The organism is Pseudomonas sp. Irchel 3E19, from assembly GCF_900187585.1.
Lineage (GTDB): Bacteria > Pseudomonadota > Gammaproteobacteria > Pseudomonadales > Pseudomonadaceae > Aquipseudomonas > Aquipseudomonas baetica.
Genome location: NZ_FYDT01000002.1, coordinates 96,527 through 113,763, shown reverse-complemented (window position 1 = coordinate 113,763; position 17,237 = coordinate 96,527). Strand labels below are relative to the sequence as shown.

Annotated in this window: 12 protein-coding genes; 4 read left to right on the top strand and 8 right to left on the bottom strand. The window is 57.1% G+C overall.

Annotated features, from left to right (window positions below; translation table 11 throughout):
- Positions 1-41: 41 nt before the first annotated feature.
- Complete coding sequence (locus tag CKW18_RS02025) at positions 42-1,067, bottom strand: LacI family DNA-binding transcriptional regulator (RefSeq protein ID WP_095187222.1); 1,026 nt, start codon at positions 1,065-1,067, stop codon at positions 42-44.
- 234 nt (positions 1,068-1,301) lie between these two features.
- On the opposite strand from CKW18_RS02025, the gene CKW18_RS02020 reads away from it, so the two are divergent.
- Both CKW18_RS02020 and CKW18_RS02015 read left to right on the top strand, forming a co-directional pair.
- Complete coding sequence (locus CKW18_RS02020) at positions 1,302-4,394, top strand: hypothetical protein (RefSeq protein WP_095187221.1); 3,093 nt, start codon at positions 1,302-1,304, stop codon at positions 4,392-4,394.
- A gap of 248 nt (positions 4,395-4,642) precedes the next feature.
- Entirely contained in the window at positions 4,643-7,093 is a 2,451-nt protein-coding gene (locus tag CKW18_RS02015; RefSeq protein ID WP_095187220.1) for an autotransporter outer membrane beta-barrel domain-containing protein, read from the top strand.
- 45 nt (positions 7,094-7,138) lie between these two features.
- Here CKW18_RS02015 and CKW18_RS02010 read toward each other — a convergent pair whose 3' ends face one another.
- The 4 genes from CKW18_RS02010 to CKW18_RS01995 form a co-directional block, all read right to left on the bottom strand.
- Positions 7,139-7,597: a hypothetical protein gene (locus tag CKW18_RS02010; RefSeq protein WP_095187219.1), complete on the bottom strand. Its 459-nt coding sequence runs from the start codon at positions 7,595-7,597 to the stop codon at positions 7,139-7,141.
- Between the two features lie 190 nt (positions 7,598-7,787).
- Positions 7,788-8,429, bottom strand: coding sequence for a DUF1345 domain-containing protein (locus tag CKW18_RS02005; protein ID WP_095187218.1), 642 nt, complete (start codon positions 8,427-8,429; stop codon positions 7,788-7,790).
- A gap of 174 nt (positions 8,430-8,603) precedes the next feature.
- Positions 8,604-11,702, bottom strand: a complete 3,099-nt coding sequence (locus CKW18_RS02000) for an efflux RND transporter permease subunit (RefSeq protein ID WP_095187217.1) — start codon at positions 11,700-11,702, stop codon at positions 8,604-8,606.
- A gap of 15 nt (positions 11,703-11,717) precedes the next feature.
- Positions 11,718-12,875 (bottom strand): efflux RND transporter periplasmic adaptor subunit, encoded by a 1,158-nt coding sequence (locus CKW18_RS01995; RefSeq protein WP_095187216.1) that lies wholly within the window; start codon positions 12,873-12,875, stop codon positions 11,718-11,720.
- Positions 12,876-13,166: 291 nt separating this feature from the next.
- Between CKW18_RS01995 and CKW18_RS01990 the strand changes: the two genes are divergently transcribed.
- Together CKW18_RS01990 and CKW18_RS01985 are read left to right on the top strand one after the other, a co-directional pair.
- The gene (locus CKW18_RS01990) at positions 13,167-13,868 is read left to right on the top strand and encodes a response regulator transcription factor (protein WP_095187215.1); all 702 of its coding nucleotides are present in this window, start codon (positions 13,167-13,169) and stop codon (positions 13,866-13,868) included.
- Between the two features lie 4 nt (positions 13,869-13,872).
- Positions 13,873-15,174 (top strand): ATP-binding protein, encoded by a 1,302-nt coding sequence (locus CKW18_RS01985; RefSeq protein WP_095187214.1) that lies wholly within the window; start codon positions 13,873-13,875, stop codon positions 15,172-15,174.
- 95 nt (positions 15,175-15,269) lie between these two features.
- Here CKW18_RS01985 and pncA read toward each other — a convergent pair whose 3' ends face one another.
- From pncA to CKW18_RS01970, 3 genes are read right to left on the bottom strand one after another with little or no spacing between them, the layout of a single operon-like run.
- Positions 15,270-15,896 (bottom strand): bifunctional nicotinamidase/pyrazinamidase, encoded by a 627-nt coding sequence (gene pncA, locus CKW18_RS01980; protein WP_095187213.1) that lies wholly within the window; start codon positions 15,894-15,896, stop codon positions 15,270-15,272.
- 52 nt (positions 15,897-15,948) lie between these two features.
- Positions 15,949-16,707 (bottom strand): anti-sigma factor, encoded by a 759-nt coding sequence (locus CKW18_RS01975; protein ID WP_095187212.1) that lies wholly within the window; start codon positions 16,705-16,707, stop codon positions 15,949-15,951.
- Positions 16,704-17,180, bottom strand: a complete 477-nt coding sequence (locus CKW18_RS01970) for an RNA polymerase sigma factor (RefSeq protein WP_256586882.1) — start codon at positions 17,178-17,180, stop codon at positions 16,704-16,706. The genes CKW18_RS01975 and CKW18_RS01970 overlap by 4 nt, the downstream gene beginning before the upstream one ends.
- Positions 17,181-17,237: the final 57 nt, after the last annotated feature.

Sequence of the window (17,237 nt, the reverse complement as noted above, 5' to 3'; positions counted from 1 at the left end):
ACAATGTGGGAGCTGGCTTGCCAGCGATGGGGCCAGACAAGTCACCGCAAAATCCCGAGGGTCGAACCCCGCTCAACCAGCACCGGGGCAAAATCCAGCACCCGCGCCGGCTCATCATCCCCGCGCAACCGCTTGAGCAAGCACTCAAACGCCCGCGCACCGATCTCGGCGGTCGGCTGGGCGAGGGCGGTGATCCCGCTGCCCACCAACGGATACCAGTCCAGGTCATCCAGGGCGATCAGCCCGATATCCTCGAACAGTCGACAGCCGATCTCTCGCAATGCGCGAGTGCTGGCCAGCGCCGCCACACCGTTTGCGCAAAACAGCGCTTTGGGACCGCCACCGGGAGTGTTTAAAAAGGTTTGGAGTTTGCCCGTGAGTTCGTCGCCGGTTTCCACCACCGCGCCGGTCAACCCTGAGCGCTGCGCAATCTGCGCCTGAAAACTGTTGACCCGCTCGATCCGCGAACTGGTGCCGTCATACGGCTCGGTCACCAACAACACATTGCGATAGCCGTGCTGCTCAAGGTGAGCAAGAGCCATCTCCACCGCTTGCGGGTTATTCAGCCCGACCATGTCGCTGTCGAGCCCGTCGACCTTGCGATCCACCAGCACCAGCGGCATTTCGCGGTGCAACTCGTGTAGCTCATCACGGTGATGGCCGAGGGTATTCACGATCAGCCCTTCGATGTTGTACGAGCGCAACAGCGCCAGATGCTGGCGTTCCTGTTCGTCATCGCGATCGGTGTTGCACACCACCAGGCTGTAGCCGTGCGCACGGCAAGCGGTTTCCACGCCGTGCATCACGGCAATCGAATAAGGGTTACGAATATCGGCCACCAACATGCCAATCAGGCGCGTGCGCCCGCGTTTCAGGCCGCGAGCCATCTGGTTCGGGCGATAGTCGAGTTCATTGATGGCTTGCTCGATGCGCAAGGCAATCGCATCGGAAAGCAGGGCGCGGTCATCGCCGATGAAACGCGAGACGCTGGCCTTTGACACGCCTGCGCGTTCGGCGACGTCGAGCATGGTGACGCGGCTGCGCTGGGCGGAGGAGAAGTCGTTCATCGGGGCGGCAACTTTCTTGTTGTTAGAGTGTTTGAAATGTCATTGAAACCGGTTTCAGGAAACGCCAATCGGCATGTGTGCGTCAAGGTGCATTCATCAATTGCCAGCCTGCGCCTTAGCTGAGTTTCCGACGAGCGGTCGCTCTACCTGTCAGATCTGACAGTAGGCAAGCCCGACCGCTAAGCGCTTAATTCCTTCAGCGTTGAAACGGAATTTTTACGGGACTTTCAACCAATGAATTCTTTCTCTATCGAAACAAATGATATCGGCCTGTATGCGGTTCCGCTCACTATCGACGGCGTCGGCACGGGGGGGGCTCTTCCACCTGACGCACCCGTTAATGGCGCAATCATCCGTATTCCCATGTGGCCAAATCCCTCGGTCATTCCTGGTAACGTCGATCTGATTGAAATCATGATTCTGGAACCCGGAGCCTCCGAGGCAGACGAAGAGATTTTTCACAGTGAACGGCTTCCAGTACCCGTGACCGTCCCTGACTTTTTCACCCTTCCACCTCGATATTTGCAGCGTGACGGCGATATTCGTCTCAGGTATCGCATTACTGCGGAAGATACTGACAATCCTGATACGTCATTACCACAGTGGTATGTCGTCAGCCGAGTAATTCCGGTCAACTTGTTGGAGCCGCAATTTCCTAGTGCAACTTTCCACGGGTATCTCAATTGCATGTCAGTACCCAAAGTGTGGGAAAAACTACTGATCAAAGTACCCGCGCAGCCTGGGCGATTTGCCGAAAATGATGTTGTCACTCTGGATTGGGAAGGTTTTCAAAGTCTCAATGGCGTAAGGCCAATTGGAGGAACAGCGGGACGGTTTTCCAAAACATTGACATTGGCGGAAGCCGATTCAATTGACGGATTTTTGTTTGAGTTGACCTCCCAACATTACGCTAAATATATAGAGCCGATGGCAAGGGATGCGTCTGCCATTGCCACCTATACCCTGCATCGGAATAGCACCGCTTTGGGGAAGTCAGAAATAGGTCTGGTCAAGTTAGACCGGGTTCGTCCGGGCAAAAGTGATTATTGTGGACCTGTAACAAATGCGTCAGGTTTTTTTGAAAGTAACAATGCGTTAGAGCCAAGAACAAGCAGTCTGCAGTCGCGTGGTTATCTGTCGGGCAATAACGTTAATTATCCAACAAACGGCATTTCGATGGAGTGTATGAACATGAATATGCAGACAAAATTCGGGGCTGGTGTGCTGGCGTTGCCTCCTACTGTTGTGGGCAATTTGCCGGATGGTCGATTGACTTACGAGCAATTGGTCGTCAATAAAAGACTTACTGTGCTATTGACGGATATTGATGATAAAAGTCCGGACGGGGCAGCAAAGATTGAACTTTATCTCTTTCCGAGGGGAACAGTCCCTGTCGAGTTCGACCCAACGTATGTTGTTATGACGAAAACCAAAGCCCAAGAGCCTGGTGGTGACTGGACATTCCCTATCGAGTTCGAATTCGATATCCCGGCCAGGGTAAGAGAGGTCTTCAATGCGAACGGTGATTACACACCTTTTGAATTGTCGTTTTTCATTTATGATGCGTTCGAAAACCCCGATTCCTCCAGTCCCCATACCGATATCCTGCTGGATCAGACCGCGCCTTACCAACGCCAACCCGGTGGTCCGAACGGCACAGGTGTGCGGCCTACTCTATTGACCTTGGGTACGGGTTTTCCTGCAGTTATCGATGATGCCTGGCTGCTCGATCCTAACAACAGTGGTGGTTTAAGTCTGACCATTCCAACGGCCTATCAGAAATTCGAAGCGAATAACGATAAAGTTAATTTTTATATCTCGACGCAAACCACGTTCACTCTGATGCAGGGTGAAGGCGCTGCGGTCGCTGACTTTCCGCTGCCAACCGGCGGTGTCATCAATGTGCCGCTGAGTTATCTGTCGGCGATGGGTGAAGGGGCTTACTTTTATTCCTACAATCTGGAAGATTTACCCGGCAATATCAGCAACAATTCGCTAATTACCACGCTGTTCAGGCGCATCAAGACACCTGCGCCGGAATTGGGTATTCCGAGAATCCCTGTCACGGGCGCCAATGGCAGTATTGCGATTACCTTGTCCACTGCTGCTGATCCAACAAAAGTCATCATGGAAATCGACTTCCCGAAGAATTCGCTTCCGGGTGATCGAATCATTCCTCAATTGACCTCCGATCAGGCCGGGGCACCGATTACTTTGCCTGAACAGCAGATTCCGCCCGCAGGTACTGCCGGTCCCCTGCGATTTGAAATGGATTTCGATACCATGTCCCAGCTCTTTGGAGATGCCAATGGGACTCAAGAAGTGGAGTTTGAGTACTGGTACGAATTGGAGCGTTCAACGATCACGCCCAACCCGATATCGCAGCGTGTTTTTGCAATTGTCGACTTTTCCTACGCCGGACCTGAGCAACCCAATCTGCCTGACTTGCCGAACATCAACATTGTTCCAGTCGTGGTGCAGGGGGCTGGTACCCCAGCGCCTGCACCAAACACACTGGGTCCGGCACAGGCCGGTATTGCTGCAACGATGACCTGGCCTTTGTGGACTGATGTAAATCGTCCGATCACTGGGCGGGAAATCGTCAAGTTCTATTATCAGGGTAAACAGGTTGGCGAACCCATTGCGGTTCGGGTAGGCGCCACAGAGGTCTCGACGATATTGCCTTGGGAAACCATTCGCCTGGAGGGGAACGGTACGGGGGCAAACGCTCGTCAGGCCTACATCACAATCGAATTCCCTGGCAGCGCGAATGTGATGATGCAGCGGACGCCTACCGATGTCCAGGTGACCGCTATCGTGATCAATGTGCCTGCTCCGCAGATCATTGTGTCAGCGTTCCTATCGCCCGGTGGCGCTATTGTGCCTGAGCGGGTTGTTACCAGCATCAACTGCCCTAGCCTTAATCATCCTGTTGCAGTGAATGGTCCCATGCCGCCGTATCGGCCGCGTAACTTGCGGGTCCGTATTCTCCGCGATGCCAATATCCCGACTGGAGCAATGGTCGAACTGACGTTCGTGGGACGCACCACCAACACTCCAGCTGGCACGGATATTCCCAACACCACCATCACGGATTCGGCACCGATGCCTGCAACGGGTAATCTAGAGTTCCGTCTTGACAATTATGAGGCGATCAAAACGATTCAATTGCCAAGCACTGTACCGAATACTCGTCCAACTACCCGTTACGCACGCATTGCTTACACGGTCAATGGCCTCACATCCGAACTGATCGTCCCTGTGGCGCTTCTGAATTCGAGTCTGGTGTATTGCGACGATGAACGGCGTGAAGTAGTAGCCCCTTAATTCGTCGTATGGATTCGCCTGCGCGGGTGAAAGTCAAGTGGTTTATCTTTTATCTGCGCTGGCGATTTTTTACATTCGAATGCAGGGCCTCGCACATGAAAATGAGATAAGTCTCACCTCGACGAGGACTTCTCCTACATATAACTGGCTTGGTAGACCGTAGTCTGGCGGCCGTGTCGGATTGCCCTGACATATCAGTTATGGGGAAGCGGCGTTCGTCAGGTAATGTTACCGAGTAGGGCTTAAATATGTCTTCAACATCAGATTCATCGTTTCCCAGAAACACTCTTCATTTTTGTTTGCTTTCATGTATTCCAATTCTATTTAATTCGGGGTTGTCTCACGCCGCCACCATTCCAGCAGGCACCACACAAAATATTGATGCCACTACACCACTGGATACCTGGCAACTTGAAACCCAGGCTTCGTTGATAGGCGTTGGCGCCGATACTCTTACTATCGCCGCCACGGTGGGCAGTACAGTCAACTTGACCGGCTCCACTGTTACTTCAGCATCTGCTTCACAAGGGATATTCCTGACCAACGCCAGCGCCATACTGAGTCGCACTACCGTCACCAGTGCCGACGGGATTGGTATCTCAGCGGTTCGTGGCATTGCCAGTGTCGGAGGATCGTCGGTGATCTTGCGTGACCAATCGGTCGTTCAAGGTTTACAAGGCGGGATCGCCGGCAACCGGTTCAGCAATATCGACATCCAGGATTCCACTGTGCAAGGCACCGGAGGCAGCAGTTTCGGTATTCGGCTGCTTGAAGGCACGCTGTCAGCCACCTCAAGTACCATCCTGGGTGGACGCAACGGTTTGATCGTCGGAACCGACACTCAGGCATCGGCCATCATTCCATCAACGATCGTGCTTGATGGTGCGCGAGTGGAAGGTCAGGGCGGTTCGGCCATCCTCGTTGGCTTCAATGCGCCGAATTTGCCTACCATTGCCAATATCACAGTACGTAATCACTCGACCCTGACCGGCGCGAATGGCACTTTGCTTGAGGTCGGACCTGGTGCTTCCGCAAACCTCGTCGTGGACGACAGCGCTCTAACGGGGAATGTCGAAGTGGCTTCAGGCAGCTCGGCAAACGTCACGCTGCAAAACAATGCAACCTTGAGCGGCAACTTGCAAAACGTTACCAGCGCAAAACTCAATGACCGGTCGAATATGACGGGCAATGTTATTGGTGCATCGACCGTATTGATCGACAATGCTTCCACGTTGACCGGCGAGTTGCAAAATATCGCCGACACCACGATCAACAATCAGAGCATCATGACCGGTAACGTTTCAGGTTCCGCGAACAGCGTTTCGGCCCTGCGGCTCGACAATGCTTCAACGCTAACAGGGCAAGTCACTGATATTGCCAACTTTGCCATCAGCAATCAGGCGTTGTGGCAAATGACCGCAAGCCAATCGGTGAACAACCTGGCGCTCACCAATGGCGGCAGGGTGAAGATGGGCGAAGGCCAACAATATTTCCAGCTCAATGTGGCGAATCTCTCGGGTAGTGGTACGTTCGAGATGGGAACCGATTTCAACAAGGGAGTCAGTGACCTTTTGAACGTGACGCTCAGTGCTGCCGGTAATCACCAGTTATGGGTTTCCAGTACCGGGCTTGACCCTATCAGTGATGCATCAATAAAAGTGGTACAGAGCGTTGCCGGTACTGCTGAATATGGTTTGATCAATAATAGAGTAGATGCTGGGGCATTCACTTACAAATTGATCAAGGAAGGAAACGACTGGTATTTGCAACCTGATAAGGAAGTTGTCAGTACTCCCACACGGTCTGTGTTGGCCATTTTTGGTACGGCGCCTACGGTGGCCTATGGGGAAATGGTATCGCTGAATAACCGAATGGGCGACCTTCGGAATAACGGCGGGCTGACTGGAGGCTGGGTTCGCTCGTACGGCAATCGATACTCCATCAGCAATAACGCCTATGGCGATGGTTACAGCCAAAATCAATATGGTCTGTCCATGGGCGTGGACACCCCAATCCAGCTTGCGGGTGAAACAGTGCTGCTTGGCGTCTTCGCAGGGCACAGCAAGTCCGATCTGGACTTGAAACGCGGCAGTTCAGGTGAAATCGGCAGTACCTCGATCGGTGTGTATGGTACGTGGCTGGGAGAGAGTGGCTATTACCTGGATACCGTGGCCAAACTCAATCATTTTCGCAACGATGCCAAAGTGACCATGAGTGATGGCACTCGTACCAAAGGCGATTACAACAACCTTGGCGCAAGTGCATCGGTGGAGTTTGGTAAACACATCGAAATCAGCGAGGGTTACTACGCTGAAGTTTTCACTCAGTGGCAGGCTGCGTCGGTGCAAGGCAAGGAATATACGCTGGATAACGGTTTGCACGCTGATGCCGACACTACGCGCTCTATGCTTGGCAAGGTGGGCGTCACGCTGGGCAGAGGCATGACCCTGGCGGATGGCAGTATCGTGCAGCCTCATGTGCGCGCCGCTGTAGTCAACGAGTTTGTGAAAAACAACGAAGTAAGGGTCAACGATAATAAATTCAATAACGATTTGTCGGGTGGCCAGTTCGAAGTGGGTGCCGGAGTATCGTGGACATTGAATAACCGCTGGCAGATGCACGCAGAGGTAGATACCAGCAAGGGTGAAAATGTCAGTAAGGATTTTGGTATGAACTTTGGCGTCCATTTTCAATTTTGATTAATAAAAGAGGGAGGCTTAGCCTCCCTTTTTTTGATGCTTTTTTCATCCGGCCTTCAAAACCTGAAAATTGCCTTTCAGGGTGAATGTCTCGCCATTCGTGCCTGGATACTCTAGATCTGCCTGGAAACTCCCTTTGACGTTGTCTCCAAGAGCTGGCTCAAGTTTGATCTTTCCAGAAACGCTTTCATAGACAGTCCCATCAGCATCTTTCAAACTGAAGTCCACATCAGGGCGCGATTTCAACTGATAATCGCCGACTTCGAAATTGTCCGGTATTGAAATGTACAGTGTCCGAGAAGCGAGGCTTTTTGCTTTTGTGTTTGCGGCGGGTCGATCTATAGCTGTAATAAGAACGGCGTCGATTTTTTGGGGCCCGGATTTCACTTTGTCTATCAGTCGAGAGGTGGCGATAAACTCTGGAAATTCTGTTTTTGTAGCAAATGCTGCTGCATTGACATAGTTACCGCTTGCGAAGCTTGTGCGCTTGATTACCGCTTTCATGGAATCGTTCTCCGTTACGAAAGAAGAGGTATCCAAAGGCCTTAGCCCTAATTCTGGATGAGCCATGTAATCCTGATAGTATAGGGGTTGTAAACTGTCATTGTTGACAGTTTACAAAGTCTGCGATCCGTGAATCTAATGCCTCTTGGGAACTCCGGTCGATAAGCCATTTTCCTCCGCTGGGTAACTTTCAACCAAACAACCCCGCCGCAATATTGATCGAGAAGCCCAATATCGCTGTGTTGAATACAAAACCGATCAACGACTGCGCCAGCACAATTTTGCGGATATCCCGCGTCGCCACACCGACATCGGCGGTCTGCACCGCCACGCCGATGGTGAACGAAAAGTACAGAAAGTCCCAATAATTGGGCGTAGTCAGGCCTTCGGCAAAGCGCAGCGCCGGTTCCTTGCCATCCCAGGTGTAATACAACCTTGCGTAATGCACACAGAAAATCACCCCGATCAGCAGCCACGAACCGATCACCGTTAGCGCGGTAAAACCGTAGTGCAGGAGTTTGCGTGTGGTTTCCAGATCTTTACTGCCGGCCAGTTCGAAGGTAATGGTGGCGAGACTGGCGAGAGCGGCGATGCACACCACGAACAGCACCAGCCCGGCGTTTTCGTCCTCGATTTCGGCAATGCGTTTGACGTCCGGCGCCTTGGATCGCGCAGTGAGCCAGAGCATCAGGATCAGGTAGGTCCAGACGCCGGCGTTCCAGCCGATGAGGATTTTGCTGACGATGGACTCGGCCGGGACCAACAAGCCAGTGGCCAGGCCAAACAGGGCAGCGGCAGAGAGGCGAGGGTGGGTGCGGGCGAGGAGGCGCATGGAGACTCACATCAGTGATCGATCCCTGCACCATAGCGCACGCCACCGGGCTTTTGTAGGAGCTGCCGCAGGCTCGGGCCGCGATCGGACGATCTTTTGATCTTGTTTTTTAAAAGCAAAGTCAAAAGATCGTCCGATCGCGGCCCGAGCCTGCGGCAGCTTCTACAGTTTGGATCAGTGGGGTTTGGTGAATTTCTTTACGAGCTTCATGACGACGACGAAGAACACGGGGACGAAGATAACTGCCAACGTCGCGGTGATCATTCCGCCGATCACTCCGGTGCCGATCGCTTGCTGACTCGCCGAGCTGGCGCCGGTGGCGATGGCCAGTGGCACCACGCCAAGGATAAACGCCAGCGACGTCATCACGATCGGGCGCAGACGCAGGCGTGCGGCTTGCAGGGTGGCGTCGATCAAATCGTGGCCTTCGTCGTACAGGCTCTTGGCGAACTCGATGATCAGGATCGCGTTCTTCGCCGACAGGCCGATGATGGTGATGAGCCCGACCTTGAAGAACACGTCGTTGGGCATGCCGCGCAGAGTCACCGCCAATACCGCACCGAGAACGCCCAACGGCACCACCAGCAACACCGAAGTTGGAATCGACCAACTCTCGTACAACGCCGCCAGACACAAGAACACGATCAGCAGCGACAGGCCGAGCAGAATCGGCGCCTGACTGCCGGACAAACGTTCCTGCAACGACAGACCGGTCCATTCCTGGCCCAGACCTTTGGGCCCTTGAGCCACTAGCCGTTCGATCTCCGCCATCGCTTCACCGGTGCTGTGGCCGGGCTTCGGCTCGCCGGAAATCGAAACTGCCGGATAGCCGTTGTATCGCGTCAACTGCGCCGGGCCTTGGGTCCATCTGGCTTGTACGAACGCTGACAGTGGCACCATTTTTCCGGCATTGTTGCGCACATGCATTTTCAGCAAGTCATCGACCTGGCTGCGCTGATCACCTTCGGCTTGCACCACCACGCGCTGCATCCGGCCCTGATTGGGGAAGTCGTTGATGTAGGCGGAGCCCACCGCCGTGGACAGCACGTTACCGATGTCGGCAAACGATACACCCAGGGCATTGGCTTGCTTGCGGTCCACTTCCAGTTGCACCTGCGGTGCTTCGGCCAGTGCGCTTTCACGCACGTTCATCAGCACCGGACTTTTCTCGGCGGCCGCCAGCAACTCGGTACGCGCCTGCATCAATGTCGCGTGACCAAGGCCACCACGGTCCTGCAAACGGAATTCGAAACCGCTGGAAGTGCCAAGCCCATCCACGGGCGGTGGCAGAACCGAGAACGCCATGGCGTCCTTGATCTGGCTCAGGGCGATATTCGCGCGGTCGGCGATCGAGCTGGCCGAGTCATCGCTGCCGCGTTGCGACCAATCCTTCAGCGTCGAAAACGCCAACGCTGCGTTCTGGCCGCTACCGGAGAAGCTGAAGCCGAGAATCACCACGCTGTCGCTGATACCCGGCTCACCGGCGTTATGCGCTTCAAGCTGCTCGGCCACTTGCACCGTACGGTTCTTGGTGGCGCCAGGCGGCAGTTGAATATCGGTGATGGTGTAACCCTGATCTTCGACCGGCAGGAACGAAGAGGGCAGGCGCATGAAACAAACGCCCAGGCCGACCAGCAGCACGACGTAGATCAGCAGGTAGCGTCCGGTGCGCTTCAATGCAAAACCGACCCAACGCTGATAGCGATCGGTCAGTCGCTCGAAGCGGCGGTTGAACCAGCCGAAGAAACCGCTTTTTTCGTGATGTTCGCCTTTGGCAATCGGTTTGAGCAGTGTCGCGCACAAGGCCGGGGTCAAGGTCAGGGCGAGGAATGCCGAGAACAGGATCGACGTCGCCATCGACAGCGAGAATTGCTGATAGATCACTCCGACCGAACCCTGCATGAACGCCATCGGGATGAACACCGCCACCAGCACCAGCGTGATGCCGATGATCGCGCCGGTGATCTGCGTCATCGCCTTGCGTGTGGCTTCCTTGGGCGATAGCCCTTCGGTGGCCATGATTCTTTCGACGTTCTCCACCACGACGATGGCGTCGTCTACCAGAATGCCGATAGCCAGCACCATGCCGAACATGGTCAGCACGTTGATCGAGAAGCCCAGCGCGAGCATGGTGGCAAGGGTGCCCATCAACGCGACCGGGACTACCAGCGTCGGGATCAGCGTGTAGCGAATGTTTTGCAGGAACAGGAACATCACCGCAAACACCAGCAGCATCGCTTCGCCGAGGGTGTAGACCACTTTGGTGATCGAGACTTTGACGAACGGCGAGGTGTCGTAAGGGATCTTGTATTCCACGCCCGCCGGGAAGTAGCGCGACAGTTCGTCCATCTTCGCCCGGATCAGGGTGGCGGTCGCGAGGGCGTTGGCCCCCGGTGCCAGTTGCACGCCGACGGCGGTGGACGGTTTGCCGTTGAGGCGCGTGCCGAACTGGTATTCCTGACTGCCGATCTCGACCCGCGCTACATCGCCGATGCGCACGGTGGAGCCGTCCGGGTTGGCCTTGAGCACGATGTCGGCGAATTCCTGCGGCGTCGATAACTGGCCCTTGACCAGAATGGTCGCGGTGATTTCCTGGGTCGAAGGGTTTGGCAGGTCGCCGATGCTGCCGGCGGGGACCTGTGCGTTCTGGGCGATGATGGCCGCGTTGACATCGGCCGGGGACAGGTTGAAACCGATGAGCTTCTGCGGGTCGATCCAGATGCGCATGGCTCGTTCGGCGCCATACAACTGAGCCTTGCCGACACCGTCCAGGCGCTTGATCTCGTTCATCACGTTGCGCGCCAGGTAATCGCTGAGCGCCACGTCATCGAGTTTGCCGTCGCTGGATGTCAGGGTGATCAGCAGCAGAAAACCGGCGGAGACTTTCTCCACCTGCAAACCCTGCTGGTTGACAGCTTGCGGCAAGCGCGACTCGACCACTTTCAGGCGGTTTTGCACATCGACCTGCGCCAGTTCCGGGTTGGTGCCCGGCTGGAACGTGGCGTTGATCGTGGCACTGCCCAGGCTGCTCTGCGATTCGAAATACAGCAGGTGATCGGCGCCGTTGAGCTCTTCCTCGATCAGGCTGACCACGCTTTCATCGACGGTCTGCGCCGAAGCGCCCGGATACACGGCATAGATTTCGATCTGCGGCGGTGCAACGTCGGGGTACTGCGCCACCGGCAACTGCGGGATGGCCAGCGCGCCGGCCAACAGGATGAACAGGGCGACGACCCAGGCGAACACCGGGCGGTCGATAAAAAACTGCGGCATATAAAAGCGTCCTGCTTACTGACCAGAGGTCTGGGCAAGTGGAAGAGGGGTGTCGTCGATTTGCACTTTCTCGCCGGGGCGCGCGTGTTGCAGGCCTTCGATGACAATGCGGTCGCCGGGTTTAAGGCCGCCGGTGACGATCCAGCGATTGTTCTGTACCGCGCCCAGTTGCACGGGTTGCTCGGCCACGCGCATTTGTTCGTCGACGGTCAGCACCTGGGCGATACCGGCACTGTCACGCTGCACAGCGCGCTGCGGCACGGTGATGCCGTTCTGGATCGTGGCCTGTTCGAGGCGCACACGGATAAAGCTGCCCGGCAGCAGGTCGAGGTCTGGATTGGGGAATTCGCTGCGCAGAATGATCTGGCCAGTGCCCGGATCGACGGTGATGTCGCTGAACAGCAGCTTGCCGGGCAGCGGATAAAGGCTGCCGTCATCCTGAATCAATGTGGCTTTGGCCTGATCCTGACCGACTTGCTGCAACTGCCGCGAGCGAAACGCGCGGCGCAGCTCATTGAGTTCACGGGTCGACTGGGTCAGGTCGGCGTAAATCGGATTGAGCTGCTGAATCAGCGCCAGTGGCGTGGTTTCGTTCTGCCCCACCAGTGCACCTTCGGTGACCAGCGCCCGGCCGATGCGCCCGGAGATCGGTGCGGTGACGGTGGCATAACCTAGATTGAGTTTCGCGCGTTCCACCGCGGCCTTGTTGGCGGCGACATCGGCGGCGGTCTGCCGGGCGTTGGCGCGGGCGTTGTCGTAGTCCTGAGCGCTGATGGCCTTGTCATCGATCAATTGCGCGTAGCGCTGTTCCTGCAGTCTGGCCTGGAAGGCGTTGGCCTCGGCTTTGCGCAGGGCGGCTTCGGCACTGTCGAGGTCAGCCTTGAACGGTGCCGGGTCGATACGGAACAACACATCGCCCTTTTTCACGTCACTGCCTTCGCGGTACGTGCGCTGCAACACTACGCCGGCGACCCGGGCGCGTACCTCGGCAATGCGCGGCGCGGCGATGCGCCCGCTGAGTTCGCTGCTGATCGACAGGGGGCGGGCTTCCAGGGTTTCGATGCGCACGGTAGCCGGTGGTGCCTGTTCCTCGGCGTTCGAGGACGAATCACAGGCGCTCAGCGTCAGCGCTGCGGCGATGAGGCCGAGCCCGGCCAGCAGATTTTTGAACATGTACCACCCCCAATATTGATGCCCGCATCCTACGGGCAGTCGCCGAGAGTAGCGGTGAAGCTTTGTAGGCGCTGTGTGAAATTGTGTAAGGGTTTTACTCAGAGACGGGTGAGGGCGTATATCCTTCAGCCCTTGAAATTTATTGCGACAGATAAACCGCTATCGCGGGCAAGCCCGCTCCCACAGTGGTCGGTGGTGTTCACAAAATCCGTGTTCACATCCAATCCCGGTGGGAGCGGGCTTGCCCGCGATGTGGCCCGACCCGTCGCCACAGCACTTTCTGGATCACCCATGCCCAACATCCTTCTGGTCGAAGACGACACCGCCCTCGCCGAACTGATTTCCAGCTACCTTGAGCGCAATGGTTACTCCGTCAACGTGATTGGCCGTGGCGACCACGTGCGCGAGCGGGCGCGAGTCAGCCCGCCGGATCTGGTGATTCTCGATCTGATGCTGCCGGGCCTCGACGGTCTGCAAGTCTGTCGCCTGCTGCGCGCCGACTCGGCGACGCTGCCGATCCTGATGCTCACTGCCCGCGATGACAGCCACGATCAAGTGCTGGGCCTGGAGATGGGCGCCGACGATTACGTCACCAAACCCTGCGAGCCGCGGGTGTTGCTGGCCCGGGTGCGCACCCTCTTACGGCGCAGCAGCCTGGGTGAACCACTGACCGTCAATGACCGCATCGTCATGGGCAATCTGTGCATCGATCTGTCCGAGCGCACCGTGACCTGGCGTGAGCAACCGGTTGAGCTATCCAGTGGCGAATACAATTTGCTGGTGGTGCTGGCCCGGCATGCCGGTGAAGTGCTGAGCCGCGATCAGATTCTGCAGCGCCTGCGCGGTATCGAGTTCAATGGCACCGACCGCTCGGTAGACGTGGCGATCTCCAAGTTGCGGCGCAAGTTCGACGATCACGCCGGCGAAGCACGCAAGATCAAGACCGTGTGGGGCAAGGGTTATCTGTTCAGCCGTTCCGAGTGGGAATGCTGAGTCGATGTTCAGAATCCTCTTTCGCCTGTATCTGGTCACGATTGTTTCCTACAGCGCGGCCATTTACCTGGTGCCGGACCTGGTGGTCATGGCGTTCAGGGATCGCTTCATCACCTATAACCTCGATTACTCGCGCGGCCTGCAATCGCTGATCACCCGGCAGTTTCATGCCGCGCCGCGAGAGCAATGGCCAGCATTGGCGGAGTCGATGGACAAGGACTTCCAGCCGCTGCACATCGTCCTGGCGCGGATTGACGATGCCGAGTTCACCCCGGCCGAACAACAGCGGCTGCGGCGCGGCGAAAATGTCGTGCGTATCGGCGACTGGGGTTGGCGAACGCTGGCGGTGGCACCGCTGAACGATGACATGGCCGTGCAAATGGTCGTGCCCCCCGACCCGATGGACGTCAATTTGTTGTACTGGAGCATCAACGTGCTGATCGGCGCGACCATGCTCGCCTGCCTGCTGCTATGGATCCGTCCGCACTGGCGCGATCTGGAGCGCCTCAAAGGGACTGCCGAACGCTTTGGCAAAGGCCATTTGAGCGAACGCACGAAAATCGCCCCGAGCTCGAACATCGGCAGTCTGGCCAATGTCTTCGACACCATGGCGGGTGACATCGAGAGCCTGTTGAATCAACAGCGCGACCTGCTCAATGCGGTCTCGCACGAACTGCGCACGCCGCTGACACGTCTGGATTTTGGCCTGGCTCTGGCCTTGTCCGACGACCTGCCGGCGGCCAGTCGCGAGCGTTTGCAGGGCCTGGTCGCGCACATTCGCGAGCTCGATGAACTGGTGCTGGAGCTGCTGTCGTACAGCCGCTTGCAGAACCCGGCGCAACTGCCAGAGCAAGTCGACGTCTCGCTGGACGAGTTCATCGACAGCATTCTGGGTAGCGTTGACGAAGAGCTGGAGTCGCCGGACATCGTCATCGACGTGTTGCTGCACGGCCAACTCGAACGCTTTGCACTGGACCCACGCCTGACCGCCCGCGCGATTCAGAACCTGCTGCGCAACGCCATGCGCTATTGCGAAAAACGCATTCAGATTGGTGTGCAGGTCAATGCCTACGGCTGTGAAATCTGGGTCGACGATGATGGCATCGGCATTCCTGATGATGAACGCGAGCGTATCTTCGAACCATTTTATCGGCTGGATCGCAGCCGTGACCGGGCTACGGGTGGTTTTGGCTTGGGGTTGGCGATCAGTCGACGGGCGCTGGAGGCACAGGGTGGGACGTTGACGGTTGAAGCGTCGCCGCTGGGGGGCGCACGTTTCAGGCTGTGGTTGCCGACCGCCGCCTGAGAATCCAACCCTTGCAGGCGCTGCGGCACGTTGTGATCTTAAAATCAGGATTAAAAATTCGCAGCGTGCCGCAGCTCCTGCGCAAGGAGGCTGCTTCAGATCAGTTCGGAAGATTGAATCAAACCGACGCCGGCCCCTTGCATTCGATCAATTGCTGCGGCCCACGAGCCGTCGAGATCAATCGCCCGGCACGCATCCAGCACGACGAATGCATTGAATCCCGCCGCCCGCGCGTCCAGCGCCGAGTACATCACGCAGAAATCCAGCGCTAGGCCCACCATGTAAACCGTGTCGATGCCACGCTCGCTCAGATAACCGGCCAGCCCGGTGGTGGTCTGGCGGTCGGCTTCGAGGAAGGCCGAATAGCTGTCGATGTCCGGGTTGCAACCCTTGCGGATGACCAGTTGCGCGTGGGGCAGGTCCAGTTCGGGGTGAAATTCGGCGCCGGCGGTGGCTTGCACGCAGTGGTCGGGCCAGAGTATCTGCTCGCCGTAGGGCAGTTGAATGAAGTCGTAGGGTTGCCGGCCGGGATGGCTGGAGGCGAACGAGGCATGACCTTTCGGGTGCCAGTCCTGGGCAATGACGACCTGTTTGAACTGGCGGGCGAGGCGGTTGATCAATGGCACAATCAAGTCGCCCTCAGGCACCGGCAATTGGCCGCCGGGGATGAAGTCGTTTTGAACATCGATGACCAGTAATGCAGCGCGGGACGAAATAGGCATCGCAGGCAAACCTCCTTGGAAAAGTCACATGGCCAGAATAGAGGCGTTTTTTTCATGCGGTTAAACGACTTCTCAACAATTTCGCTTTGGCTTCCAGCTCCACGGCGGCGTCATGCCCGATCAGCATCCATGCATGTTCGCGTTCGGTCCAATACACCACGTTCATCTCATGGCGCTGCTCATGGGTCAACGGCCGACTGCCACTGTTGGAACGGGTCACGCACAGCGCCAATGGCCCATGTCTGGCATCCAGGTAAACAATCTGTGCGATCGGCACGCCGTCGTACTCGAGCATCTGTGCGCGTTTGAGTTCGGCACCGGGCAGTTTCAGACCGGCAGGTGACAGGTTTAACCCCAGGCGTGCATCGATGGTGCGCAGTTGGGCCCGATGGGCAGCCTCGTCGGTGGGCAAATGCTCAAGCGTCTGCGGTACATAGAGCGCCATGTAATCGCCGACCAGAGCGCGCCAGTTATGTGCTTGCTGCGCCTGCCAGCGGAGGAACAAACGGTCGGCCAGCACGCCGCCGGCCACCAGCGCTGCCGCTGCGCCGCCGATGAACCAGCGTCGGCTCAGGCCCGGACGCTCGGGTGAAGGCACCACATCGAGGCGCGCTTGCAGGCGATCAAGCGGTGCTTGTTGTGCCAGTTCGTCATAGGCCTTACGGAAGGGCAGGCTGCTGCGGCGCAGCCACTGCACGCGCAGGCTGAGTAGCGGATCGTCGGCGATGGCGCTGTCGATCTGCTGGCGTTGCTCCACGGCCAGTTCGTCGTCCAGATACGCAACCAGTTGTTCGTCCGAAGGCGTGTTCATGGGCGGTCACCTCCGGTGGTTTTCGGGACGGCTTGCAAGGGGGGATATTCGGCAAGTTTCAGGCGCGCCGTGGCCAGACGACTCATCACCGTGCCGATCGGCACTTGCAGGATTTCGGCGACTTCGCGGTAGGACAGGCCTTCGACATAAGCCAGGTACACGGTTTCGCGCTGGGCTTCGGGCAGCGCGTCGACCCTGCGAATCACCTGCGCAGCCATGACATGCGTCTGCGCAGCATATTCACCGTCGAACATCAGTGGGCCGTCGGCATCGACCTGGCCCGAGCCGTGACGCACCCGACGCGCACGTACCTCGTTGAGCCAGATCGAATGCAAAATACTCAACAGCCAGCGGTCCATGCGCGTGCCGGCGATGTATTGAGCTGAACGTTCCAGCGCACGCACGCACGTCGCCTGCACCAGATCCTCGGCCACGTGCCGATTGCGCGATAGCAGCAGACCGTAGCGCCACAAACGCGCCAGGTGCTGTGCCAGTTCTGCTCTGAATGCCTGCTCGCTAACGATGATGGC